Raw genomic sequence first — 11,224 nt, 5'->3', positions numbered from 1 at the left:
AGAAACAGAAACAGAAACAGAAACAGAAACAGAAACAGAAACAGAAACAGAAACAGATTTAGATGCGGGGTTAGCCAAAACTAAAAAGTCATGGTCACAACGCTGGAATGCCTTCATGTCAAATTTCCGGCGCGTCGATGAGGATTTCTTTGACGATTTAGAAGAGACGCTGATTAAGGCCGATGTGGGGGCAGAAACTGCTTTTCAATTGACGGATGAATTACGCGATGAAGTTAAATTACAAAATGCTAAATCTAAAGAAGAAGTATCCAAAGTAGTGCTTGATAAATTAGTTGAACACTATGAGCAGCAAGGAATTAACGAAGATGCAACAATGCATTTTGCCAAAAGTGGTCCCACGGTTATTTTGTTTGTCGGGGTGAATGGTGTTGGAAAAACCACCACCATTGGTAAATTAGCAGCGCGCTATAAGCAAGAAGACAAGAAAGTTTTGTTAGCAGCCGCGGATACTTTCCGAGCAGGAGCCACCCAACAGTTGCAAGTTTGGGGTGAACGTGATGGGGTTGAAGTTATTGCCGGATCGGCAGGCTCTGATCCAGCATCAGTGGTTTATGATGGGGTTCAAGCCGCGATTGAGCAACAAGCTGATATCTTATTTGTCGATACCGCTGGACGTTTGCAAAATAATCAAAATTTGATGCAAGAGTTGGCAAAGATGAAACGCATCATTGAACGTGAATTACCTGAACAGCCTATGGAAGTCTTATTGGTATTGGACTCAACAACGGGGCAAAATGCCATTCAACAAGCCAAGTTGTTTAAAGATTCAACGGATGTGACGGGAATTGTGTTAACTAAGTTAGATGGAACCGCTAAAGGTGGGATTATTTTGCCAATTCGTAATGAATTACACTTACCTGTAAAGTGGATTGGTTTGGGCGAACAAGTAGGTGATTTACAACCATTTAACGCCAAAGACTTTGCCCAAAGTCTCTTTGGACAATTATTGGAGTCATAATGGAATTAGAAAAAACCAATCGCTTAAATATTTTATTTGCGACCTATCGCGCTTTATTAACTAAAAAGCAGGATGATTACTTGACGCTATATTATGAAGATGATTATTCATTGGGCGAAATTGCTGAAGAATTTAATGTTTCGCGGCAAGCCGTTTATGATAATTTAAAGCGAAGTACCCAAGCACTAGAAAATTACGAAGCAAAATTACACATTTATCAAAATTATTTGGAACGCCAAACGACTTTGACAGCTTTACAAACATATGTGGAGCAAAATTATCGTCAAGACCAAAAGTTAAGTAACTTGGTGCGTAGTTTGGCTGTTCAAGAGGAGGAGAACTAATGGCATTTGAAGGATTAACAGAACGGTTACAATCAGCTCTAAGTGGATTACGTCGTAAAGGCAAGGTGACCGACGCCGATTTACGGGATACGATGCGTGAAATTCGGATGGCGTTGTTAGAAGCCGACGTTGACTATACTGTTGTTAAAAAATTTGTGCGTGAAGTTCGGGAAAAAGCAGCAGGACAAAAAGTCTTAGAAGGCTTGAATCCCGAACAACAAATCGTCAAAATCGTTAATGAAGAATTAACGATGATGATGGGGGACGAAGCTGTCCCGTTGAATCAATCAAAGAAAATTCCAACGATTATTATGATGGTTGGGTTACAAGGAGCCGGAAAAACGACGACGGCCGGTAAATTGGCCTTAAAGTTAAAGCAAGAACAAAATGCGCGACCTTTGATGATTGCCGCCGATATTTATCGTCCAGCCGCCATTGACCAATTAGAAACGTTAGGGCAACAAATTGATGTACCAGTCTTTGCAATGGGTACGGATGTTGACCCACGTGAAATTGTTCAAAAAGGTTTAGCCAAGGCTGATGAGCTTAAGGCTGATTATGTCTTTATTGATGCGGCCGGACGTTTGCAAATTGATGAAGCTTTGATGCAAGAATTAGCTGACATTAAGAAGATTGCTGCTCCGGATGAAATTTTGTTGGTTGTTGATGCAATGACTGGACAAAATGCAACGGAAACCGCTCAAGGATTTAATGATCGGCTTGGGATTACCGGAGTTGTATTGACAAAGTTAGATGGTGATACCCGTGGTGGAGCGGCTTTGTCAATTCGTGAAGTAACGCAAAAGCCAATAAAATTCGTTGGACAAGGGGAAAAGATGACCGATTTGGACGTCTTCTACCCTGAACGAATGGCTTCACGGATTTTGGGAATGGGTGACTTGATGACCCTGATCGAAAAAGCCCAAAAAGACGTTGACGAAAAAAAGGCCGCCGAACAAGCTGAAAAGATGCGACAAAATACCTTTGATTTTAATGATTTTATTGATCAAATGGATCAGGTCCAAAATATGGGACCGATGGAAGATTTGTTAAAAATGATTCCAGGCGTTGCCAATAATCCAGCTTTGCAAAATATTCAAATGGATGACAAGCAAATGGACCATATGCGTGCAATTGTCCTTTCAATGACACCTGCTGAAAGGGAAGATCCAGATTTAATTAATCCTTCACGACGCCGGCGTTTAGCAGCTGGAGCAGGGCGCCCAATTGTTGAAGTTAACCGGATGATTAAGCAATTTAATCAGATGAAGAGTATGATGAGTAAAGTTATGAATGGGAATACCGGACAAATGGAGCAAATGATGAGTGCGCTGCAAGGTCAAGGTGGTATGCCCAACGGAATGCCAGGAATGCCAGGAATGCCAAAGTCAGGTGGCAATATTGGTAACAAGGTCCAACAAATGGCAATGAAGCGGATGGCACGACAAATTCAAAAGAATAAAAAAAAGCGCCGGAAATAAATTTATAAAGTGTAAAGGAAAAATACTTTACACTTACCGGTGATTCTGTTATTATACTAAGAGTAGATTAATTCTGGAGGAATATATTAACATGGCAGTTAAAATTCGTTTAAAGCGGATGGGATCAAAGAAGCGCCCATTCTATCGTGTCGTTATTGCAGATTCACGTTCACCACGTGACGGACGTTTCATTGAAAACGTTGGAACTTATAACCCATTGGTTGAACCAGCTGAGGTTAAGTTGAACGAAGAATCAATCATGAACTGGTTGAATAATGGTGCTCAACCTTCTGACACAGTAAAGAACTTGTTGTCAGACGCTGGCATCATGAAGAAGTACCACGAAGCAAAGTTCTCAAAGTAATTTGAGCTTTAATTAAAGAGGTTGGGCTAGTTTCTATACTAGTTCGATCTCTTTTTGTTTATCCATAATTAAAAAGCAGCCTAATTCTAAGAGCTAGGCTGCTTCATTATTGCTTGCTGATTTATAAATTAGGCATTACTTGATGCCCTAATTTAAAGGTGTAGTGATATAAGAAGAAATTAATTAAGACCAAAGTCCCAAAGAAAATCATCGCGTGCTGGGTTCCTGATTGCATCACTGCAGCGGCGTTATTTCCATTACCAGATGCTAGAAAGCTTGAAGCAATGACCGTTCCAATTGAACCACCAAATTGTTGTAAGGTGTTAAAAATAGCATTGGCGTCCGCTTCTTTTTCTGGACCGATAATAGTTAAGGCGTAGGTCATGGTATTAGGTAATGCCATATTAACCCCGATTCCAAAGAGGAGATAATATACCATAATCATGATTGGTGATAACTTTAAACTAAAGACCGCAAAGAGAATAATTGCCAAAAAGAAAAGTGAATTCCCCATTAAAATAGGTTTTTTAGCACCAATATTATCATACATTCGTCCCCAAACAGGATTGAGTAGCCCGGAAATTAAACTTCCAGGCAGCAAAATGAGCCCTCCAATCATGGCGGTAGAATGACCGGCGATTTGGGCATAATTAGGTAGGATAAAATTGATACCAATATTTGTAAATTGAATAATTACGTAAGCAATTAACCCAAGTGTTAAAATTGGATTTTTAAAAATAGAAATATCAATTAAGACACGTGTTGAATGGTTAGATACTTTAATAAATAAGAAAATGGTAATTGCAGTAATGGCTAAACTAATGCCCAAGCGCAGATTGAACCAACCAAATTGACTGACGGTGTTAAAGCCTAAGGTTAAACTAATAAATGTAATTGCCAAAAGGATAAAACGGAACCAGTCAAATTTCTGTTGGATGAGCGGGGTGATTTGTTCAATCGAAAAACCTAGAAAGAAGCTGATAACCATTAATGGGAGCACAATCCAGAAAATATAACGCCAACTAGTGAAGTTCACAATCAAGCCCCCAAAAGTAGGACCTAAAGCCGGTGCCATTGAAACAATTAAGCCGCCTAAGCCCATGAAGAAACCACGCTTTTGAATAGGCGCCCGTTCTAAAATAATATTAAATAGTAAGGGTAAAACAATTCCAGTTCCAATGGCTTGAATGAGCCGACCAATTAGAAGAATCATAAAACCAGGGGCTAAGGCACACGCTAGGTCTCCGATAATTGAAAAGACCACGCCAGCCATAAAGATATGCCGTTCTTTAAACCGGCCCTTAATATAAGAAGAACAAATGATGACGAGTGAGACGACTAAGAGGTAGCCGGTGGTGACCCATTGCACTATTGACATATCAACATTAAATTTTTGAATTAAGGTTGGGAACGTTACGTTCATCGAAGTTTCAATTAAAACGCCAATAAACGCCATCATGGCTGCGGCGATGATAGATAGCATGTCACGGGTGGACATTTTTGTAGTGTGATTCATGTTTTAGCGCATCCTTTCTAAATTCAGGGCTGTTTTGGATAATAATTCTTTAATAAGTGTGGTTTCTTTTACGGTTAATTCGGTAAAAGTTTGCTCAAAAATAGTCGCTGTGATTGTGTGTAATTCAGGGCGCAAAGCGGCACCACGGGGGGTTAAAAAAAGGCGGTTGGTGCGGTGATCATTTTGATCAAGACGCTTTTCAAGATAGCCTAATTCGACGAGCTTTCTCACGGAACGGGTAATGGTGCTGTGATCTAAAAACATTTTGCGGGTTAAATCATCTTGGGAAGGTTCCGGATGATCTGCAATGTAAAAGATAAAAAAGTAGTTACTGTCGTTTAAACCGTATGGCTTCAGGGCACGATTCAGTTCGGTGCGCATGAAACGACTGATGATGCCGATACTTTGAAATTGGTCATTATTGATTTCAGACTGCATATTTCCTCCTTTATGTGCATATGCACATATTTAGCGACTTGAACTATGTTAAACTTGTTGATAGGAAATGTCAAATTATGTTGGTTTAAAAGTTGAGGTGTAGTGAGGTTACTATTGCGCCCCTTGTTAGATTTATCTATAATTAATACATTGAATAGTTAGGTGGAAAAGGGCATGGCAAGTAAATATCCGACAATGGAACTCATCGGTGTGAAATTGGTACAAAACGAAAATGGACAGCGTCAACTTTCGCATCAGCCGTTAACAAGTGCGGATTTTCATAGTTGGCGGATCGGTAAGCATACCAAAGGACGTGTGGGGCAGCCCGGACAAATTTTTTTAACAGAACAAAATTTTGAAATCGTCTTAGTGGACACCAGGCCGTTAAGTTTTAAAGACCGTCACATGGTGACCCCCATGGGACGGTTTACTAAAGAACAGGTGACGCCAGAGTTAATCAACGCATTAAAACAAGAATATCAAGCAATTAAACATTAGGGGAAGCAAATGGAACTATATAAAGTTGGGACGATTGTGAATACACATGGGATTAAAGGTGAAGTACGCGTTATGGCAACGACGGACTTTCCAACTGAACGATTCCAAGTAGGGAATCAATTAGTGATTGCGGCAAAACCAGCCGTTGAAGTGGAAATCGCCAGTGTCCGAAAGCATAAACAGTTTGTTTTGTTAAGTTTTGCAGGTATGCAAGATATTAATTTAGTTGAAAAATATAAAGGCTTAGATTTAATGGTATCTGAAACTAAAGCACCAAGACTAGCTGATGATGAATATTTTTATCATGATTTAATTGGACTACAAGTCATCGATAACCACACTAAAGCGCAGTTAGGGCAAGTACAAGAAATTTTAGAAATGCCGGCCAATGATGTGTGGGTGGTGAAAGGTGCAGGTCAAGAGATGTTGTTACCTTTTACTGAGCAGGTGGTGATTAAGATTGATTTAGCAGCCAATGTCGCCTATGTCAATCAATTGGAGGAATGGGTCGCTGATGAGAATTGATGTATTAAGTTTATTTCCCAATATGTTTACACCCATGCGTGAATCCATCATTGGAAAAACGATTGAACGTGGAATCGTGGATTTTAATGTGATTGATTTTCGGGATTATACTGAAAATAAGCATCACAATGTTGATGATGTCATTTATGGTGGTGGTCAGGGGATGCTTTTGATGCCCCAACCCATTTATTCAGCCATGGAGCATGTGGAATCTGAAGCTGGTGATCGCGGCCATGTGATTTTACTTGATCCCGCTGGACGGACTTTTAACCAAGCAGTTGCCGAAGAGTTAGCGCAAGAGGACCATCTGACATTTATCGCAGGACACTATGAAGGTTATGATGAACGGATTCGTGATTTAGTGACTGATGAAATTTCATTGGGTGACTATGTCTTAACAGGTGGCGAATTGGGTGCTATGGTTGTGATTGATGCCACGGTCAGGTTGTTAAATGATGCATTAGGGGATCAGATGTCGGCCGTTGATGATTCATTTTCAACAGGCTTGCTAGAATATCCGCAGTACACACGGCCGGCTGACTTTGAAGGTAAAAAAGTACCAGATGTTTTGTTAAGTGGGCACCATGCTAATATTGCTAAGTGGCGGAAGAAAGAAGCGTTGCGGCGGACATATTTGCGACGTCCAGATTTGTTGGAAAATTATGCCTTTACGCCAGAAGAGCGGAGACTTTTGGCAGAATTAAAAACTGAAGAAGGGAAGTAAATTTATGGGATTACAGTCAAAACGGCAAGATGCCATCACACAAAGCTTAAATAACTTTATTGAATTACCAAAAAATGATCAAAATCATCCAGCTGATTCAGCTAAATTTTTTGGAAAAAAAAGTAATACAGACGAACAGCCATTCCCTGATGAAGGTTAATTGAAGGATTAAGTGCCGTACAAAATGAAAGGACCACTGTGCCAAGCATCTTGCAGCATAGTGGTCCTTCGTATATTTATGCACTTAACTAGACTGTTTGTAAAAAATGTTTTATGCTATAATTAGTTTAAACTTAACGGAAAGGGGTTATCATGGCTTCTGAACATCTTGAGCAAAAATTAGCGCTTTTACCAGATTTACCGGGATCTTATCAAATGAAGGATAAGAACGGTAAGATTATTTATGTGGGAAAAGCTAAAAATTTAAAAAATCGGGTTCGTTCATATTTTAAAAGTGAACATGATGGTAAAACAGCTGAATTGGTACGCAATATTGCTGACTTCGATTTTATTGTTACAAGTTCAGAAAAAGAATCCCTTTTATTGGAAATAACGTTAATTCAAAAATATCAACCATACTATAATATTCGCTTGAAACGGGGAACGGGATATCCATACATTAAGATTACTAATGAGCGGGATCCAAAAATGGAGTTGGTGAGTGAAGTAAAAAAAGATGGTGGACAGTATTTTGGTCCATACCCAAACGTTTACGCCGCACAAGAAACACTTCATTTTATTCAAAAGAACTACCCATTGCGACGATGCAATGGGTATCAGGGGCGCCCTTGTTTGTATGCCAATATGGGTCAATGTTTAGGGGCTTGTTATCGAGAAGTGCCAGTCGCAGAGTATCAAGAACAGATTAAGCAAATTCAAAGCTTTTTGGCAGGAAACACAATCGCAGCTAATAAACTTTTGCATCAACGAATGCAAGAAGCCTCGGATCGCTTAGAGTTTGAACGGGCAGCAGATATTCGTGATCAGCTGAAGTTTATCGCCGAAACGGTTGAAAAACAAAAGATTATTTCAAAAGATGGGACACCTCGTGATATATTCAATTTTTATTTCGATAAAGGTTGGTTATCCGTGCAAATTTTCTTTGTGCGTCAAGCACGCTTATTGAAGCGTGAGAAACGTCTCTTTACGATTGTAGGGACTCCAGAAGAAGAATTAACGACGTTCATTTTGCAATTTTATAATCGCAAAAATTCAGTTTTACCCAAAGAAATCTTAGTCCCTAAAGGGGTTGAGACTGAGACGATTAGTTCTGTTTTAAATGTCCCTGTGCGTGTGCCACAACGGGGTGAGAAGCGTGCTTTGTTAGATTTAGCAAGTAAAAATGCGAAAATCACCTTAGATGAAAAGTTCCGTTTAATGGAAATGAACGAACAAAAAACAAGCGGTGCGATGCAAGAAATTGCGGATGCCTTAGGATTAGAAGAAATCAATCGGATCGAAGCCTTTGATCACTCTCATACGCAAGGACAGGAAATTGTCTCGGCGATGGTAGTGTTTGAAAATGGAGTTCCCAACCGTCAAAAGTACCGCAAATATAAAATTAAAAGCGTGGATCATGCCGATGAACGGGCGGAAACGATGGAAGTTATTCGACGCCGTTATTCGCGTTTGTTAAAAGAAGGTGACGCGTTGCCTGATTTGGTCTTAATTGACGGTGGTGAGATTCAATTAAATGCTGCTAAAGAAGTCTTGCAAGATGAACTAGGCTTGTACGACTTACCTGTGGCGGCGATGGTGAAAAACGATCATCATCGAACGGCGGATTTGTTAAAATCTGAGGGAGAACCACATACGGAGTTAGATCCGAAATCACAAGGATTCTTTTTACTGCAAAGAATTCAAGATGAAGTTCACCGCTTTGTTATTACTTTCCACCGAAATTTGCGTTCAAAATCATCGTTGGGTTCTAAGCTGGATCAAATTGCGGGAATTGGTCCTAAGACGCGTCAAAAATTGTTAACGAAGTATGGTTCTTTGACGAAAATCCAAAATGCGCCAGATGAAGAATTGAAGGCGATGGGGATTTCGACGAGAGTAATCCAAGCTTTGAAAATTTCGCTGGCAGCGATGGGTGATCAAAAACAATAAGTATTTGTGGTTAGTAGTTGCAACCCCAATTTGAACGCATGGAAAATTAAATTTAATTGAATTATGGTCGCTTTATAGATTTAAATCAGTTACAATGAATAAGGTTATGCCATGAATGACATGGCACAGTGGCCCTTTTGGACACTGTAGAGATAAATGGTCTAAACGTTGATTTGGGCGGAAAGGTAGGATGGCGATGGCATTCGTTGACCAAGTAAAAGTGTTTGTAAAGGGAGGAAAAGGTGGCGATGGTGCCGTCTCATTCCGACATGAAAAGTATATTAATATGGGCGGCCCATTTGGCGGCGATGGCGGTCACGGTGGTTCTGTGGTCTTGGTTGTTGATGAAGGTTTACGAACTTTAATGGACTTCCGATATAAGCGCCATTTTAAAGCTAGCGCTGGTGGCAATGGTGCTACTAAAGGAATGACTGGGGCATCTGCGGACGATATGGTAATCCGGGTCCCTCAAGGAACGACGGTTACGAACGCCGAAACGGGTGCTGTTATTGGTGATTTGGTTAATAAAGACGACCGGTTAGTTGTAGCTGCTGGTGGTCGCGGTGGTCGTGGTAATATTCGCTTCGCTTCACCAAAAAATCCTGCACCTGAAATTGCAGAAAATGGTGAACCTGGGCAAGAATTAGATATTCGTCTTGAATTAAAAGTCTTGGCTGATGTTGGCTTGGTCGGTTTCCCATCTGTTGGTAAGTCAACTTTGCTTTCCGTTGTTACCGCTGCCAAGCCTAAGATTGCAGAGTATCAGTTTACGACGTTGTTTCCTAATTTAGGGATGGTCCGCTTAAATGATGGTCGTGATTTTGTGATGGCCGATTTGCCAGGTTTGATTGAAGGCGCATCACAAGGGATTGGGTTAGGAATCCAATTTCTACGGCATGTGGAACGGACACGGGTTATTCTACATGTCATTGACATGAGTGGCTTAGACCCTGACAACGACCCATATGATAACTACCAAAAGATTAATCATGAATTGGGTGAGTATGATCCAATGTTATTGGAACGTCCGCAGATTATTGTGGCTAGCAAGATGGACATGCCAGATGCCGAAGAGACATTGGCTGATTTCAAAGAAAAATTAGCAGCAGATCCTAATTTTGATCAGCAAACGCCAATCTTCCCGATTTCTGCCTTAACGCGCGAAGGATTAGAGCCTTTGATGCAAAAGACAGCTGACATCTTAGATGTTACAGATCCGTTTATTTCACCGGAAATGCAAACAGCTAATGATGATGACGCATTGTATGAATTCAAGGAAGATAAGCAGCCATTTGAAATTGTACGTGAAGATGAACATTATTGGATTTTGACGGGAGAAGAGTTAGAAAACCTCTTCTTGCGGACGAATACTAACTTTACTGAGTCGTTGATGCGCTTTGCCCGGCAAATGCGGACCATGGGGGTCGATGATGCTTTGCGGAGAGCTGGGGCCGTGAATGGTGATACGGTTCAGATTATGGACTTCCAATTTGAGTTTGAAGATTAGTTGAAAGCTTGTTGTGTGGGGAGGATAAAGCATGGTGGAACCATACATTACAATTGCTCCAGATACTTTTACGTTTGAACAGGTTTTGAAAAAATCAAGGTTTATTGTTGATTTGAAACGGGTTAGTTCCGAAGATGAAGCCCGCGATTTTATCGCTTCGATTAAAAAATTACACCCTAAAGCTAATCATCATGTTTGGGCATACACTTTAGGCCCAAACATGGAAGTGCAGCGCGCTTCTGATGATGGTGAACCTAGTGGTACTGCGGCTGGTCCGATGTTAGAAGTTATTAAAAATAATGAGTTACACGATATCGTCGTTGTGCAAACGCGTTATTTTGGCGGTATTAAACTGGGGGCGGGTGGGCTCATTCGCGCCTATGCAGGGACCTTAGCCCAGGCGGTGGAAGCAGCGCAGCGGGTTGAACGGATTGAGCAATTATTGGTGGCGATTCGAGTGGACTATGCCCAACTGGAATCATTACAATATTGGTTGACGCAAAATGCATATTTGACGCATGATATTTCTTATGCAGAGCAGGTGACATTACAGGTGGCCGTTGATCAAAACGTTTTTGATCAATTTGAACAAGATATTTTAGAACAAACCAAAGGGCGGACGCAGTTAATTAAAATCGCACCTACTTGGATTGAAGTGCCCTATCTTAGGTCTGTTAATGGTCAAACTCGCACCCGTAGATAGTTTACTTTTCTTAAAGTAATTTAAAAAAAAGTACAC

At 40.6% G+C, this 11,224-nt stretch carries 13 protein-coding genes; 11 read left to right on the top strand and 2 right to left on the bottom strand.

Annotation, left to right across the window (positions count from 1 at the left end):
- From ftsY to rpsP, 4 genes are all read left to right on the top strand, one after another.
- The coding region (ftsY, locus tag IV73_RS03645; RefSeq protein ID WP_083485551.1) for a signal recognition particle-docking protein FtsY at nucleotides 1–979 on the top strand (979 nt) is incomplete at its 5' end.
- On the top strand, nucleotides 979–1,323 hold the full coding sequence (locus IV73_RS03640; protein WP_057755051.1) for a putative DNA-binding protein: 345 nt from the start codon (nucleotides 979–981) through the stop codon (nucleotides 1,321–1,323). The genes ftsY and IV73_RS03640, both read left to right, overlap by 1 nt.
- On the top strand, nucleotides 1,323–2,804 hold the full coding sequence (gene ffh / locus IV73_RS03635; protein ID WP_057755048.1) for a signal recognition particle protein: 1,482 nt from the start codon (nucleotides 1,323–1,325) through the stop codon (nucleotides 2,802–2,804). Before IV73_RS03640 ends, ffh begins: the two co-directional genes overlap by 1 nt.
- Nucleotides 2,805–2,895: 91 nt before the next feature.
- Nucleotides 2,896–3,168 carry a 30S ribosomal protein S16 gene (gene rpsP, locus IV73_RS03630; protein ID WP_057755045.1) on the top strand — a complete coding sequence of 91 codons (273 nt, stop codon included), beginning with the start codon at nucleotides 2,896–2,898 and terminating at the stop codon, nucleotides 3,166–3,168.
- Nucleotides 3,169–3,289: 121 nt separating this feature from the next.
- Here the strand turns inward: rpsP and IV73_RS03625 are convergent, their stop codons facing one another.
- Together IV73_RS03625 and IV73_RS03620 are read right to left on the bottom strand one after the other, a co-directional pair.
- The gene (locus IV73_RS03625) at nucleotides 3,290–4,684 is read right to left on the bottom strand and encodes a DHA2 family efflux MFS transporter permease subunit (RefSeq protein WP_057755042.1); all 1,395 of its coding nucleotides are present in this window, start codon (nucleotides 4,682–4,684) and stop codon (nucleotides 3,290–3,292) included.
- A 3-nt stretch (nucleotides 4,685–4,687) separates the two neighbouring features.
- Nucleotides 4,688–5,122 (bottom strand): MarR family winged helix-turn-helix transcriptional regulator, encoded by a 435-nt coding sequence (locus tag IV73_RS03620; RefSeq protein ID WP_057755038.1) that lies wholly within the window; start codon nucleotides 5,120–5,122, stop codon nucleotides 4,688–4,690.
- A gap of 174 nt (nucleotides 5,123–5,296) precedes the next feature.
- On the opposite strand from IV73_RS03620, the gene IV73_RS03615 reads away from it, so the two are divergent.
- From IV73_RS03615 to IV73_RS03590, 7 genes are all read left to right on the top strand, one after another.
- Complete coding sequence (locus IV73_RS03615) at nucleotides 5,297–5,620, top strand: DUF7671 family protein (protein ID WP_057755036.1); 324 nt, start codon at nucleotides 5,297–5,299, stop codon at nucleotides 5,618–5,620.
- Between the two features lie 9 nt (nucleotides 5,621–5,629).
- Nucleotides 5,630–6,145 (top strand): ribosome maturation factor RimM, encoded by a 516-nt coding sequence (gene rimM / locus IV73_RS03610; protein WP_057755033.1) that lies wholly within the window; start codon nucleotides 5,630–5,632, stop codon nucleotides 6,143–6,145.
- Nucleotides 6,135–6,869, top strand: a complete 735-nt coding sequence (trmD, locus tag IV73_RS03605) for a tRNA (guanosine(37)-N1)-methyltransferase TrmD (protein WP_057755030.1) — start codon at nucleotides 6,135–6,137, stop codon at nucleotides 6,867–6,869. Before rimM ends, trmD begins: the two co-directional genes overlap by 11 nt.
- A gap of 4 nt (nucleotides 6,870–6,873) precedes the next feature.
- On the top strand, nucleotides 6,874–7,029 hold the full coding sequence (locus IV73_RS06615; protein WP_157049535.1) for a hypothetical protein: 156 nt from the start codon (nucleotides 6,874–6,876) through the stop codon (nucleotides 7,027–7,029).
- 152 nt (nucleotides 7,030–7,181) lie between these two features.
- Entirely contained in the window at nucleotides 7,182–8,978 is a 1,797-nt protein-coding gene (uvrC, locus tag IV73_RS03600; protein WP_057755027.1) for an excinuclease ABC subunit UvrC, read from the top strand.
- A 196-nt stretch (nucleotides 8,979–9,174) separates the two neighbouring features.
- Nucleotides 9,175–10,485, top strand: a complete 1,311-nt coding sequence (gene obgE, locus IV73_RS03595) for a GTPase ObgE (RefSeq protein WP_057755497.1) — start codon at nucleotides 9,175–9,177, stop codon at nucleotides 10,483–10,485.
- 31 nt (nucleotides 10,486–10,516) lie between these two features.
- Complete coding sequence (locus IV73_RS03590) at nucleotides 10,517–11,188, top strand: YigZ family protein (RefSeq protein WP_057755024.1); 672 nt, start codon at nucleotides 10,517–10,519, stop codon at nucleotides 11,186–11,188.
- Nucleotides 11,189–11,224 lie beyond the last annotated feature (36 nt).

Origin of the sequence: Weissella kandleri (assembly GCF_001438705.1) — a bacterium.
GTDB lineage: Bacteria > Bacillota > Bacilli > Lactobacillales > Lactobacillaceae > Weissella > Weissella kandleri.
Note: the sequence above shows the minus strand (reverse complement) of the source record. Positions and strands in the feature narration are given on the sequence as shown.

Bases quoted from the DNA above. Each gene is read 5' to 3' on its own strand.
- IV73_RS03640 (WP_057755051.1), top strand. From the start codon at position 979: ATGGAATTAGAAAAAACCAATCGCTTAAATATTTTATTTGCGACCTAT.
- ffh (WP_057755048.1), top strand. From the start codon at position 1,323: ATGGCATTTGAAGGATTAACAGAACGGTTACAATCAGCTCTAAGTGGA.
- rpsP (WP_057755045.1), top strand. From the start codon at position 2,896: ATGGCAGTTAAAATTCGTTTAAAGCGGATGGGATCAAAGAAGCGCCCA.
- IV73_RS03625 (WP_057755042.1), bottom strand. From the start codon at position 4,684: ATGAATCACACTACAAAAATGTCCACCCGTGACATGCTATCTATCATC.
- IV73_RS03620 (WP_057755038.1), bottom strand. From the start codon at position 5,122: ATGCAGTCTGAAATCAATAATGACCAATTTCAAAGTATCGGCATCATC.
- IV73_RS03615 (WP_057755036.1), top strand. From the start codon at position 5,297: ATGGCAAGTAAATATCCGACAATGGAACTCATCGGTGTGAAATTGGTA.
- rimM (WP_057755033.1), top strand. From the start codon at position 5,630: ATGGAACTATATAAAGTTGGGACGATTGTGAATACACATGGGATTAAA.
- trmD (WP_057755030.1), top strand. From the start codon at position 6,135: ATGAGAATTGATGTATTAAGTTTATTTCCCAATATGTTTACACCCATG.
- IV73_RS06615 (WP_157049535.1), top strand. From the start codon at position 6,874: ATGGGATTACAGTCAAAACGGCAAGATGCCATCACACAAAGCTTAAAT.
- uvrC (WP_057755027.1), top strand. From the start codon at position 7,182: ATGGCTTCTGAACATCTTGAGCAAAAATTAGCGCTTTTACCAGATTTA.
- obgE (WP_057755497.1), top strand. From the start codon at position 9,175: ATGGCATTCGTTGACCAAGTAAAAGTGTTTGTAAAGGGAGGAAAAGGT.
- IV73_RS03590 (WP_057755024.1), top strand. From the start codon at position 10,517: ATGGTGGAACCATACATTACAATTGCTCCAGATACTTTTACGTTTGAA.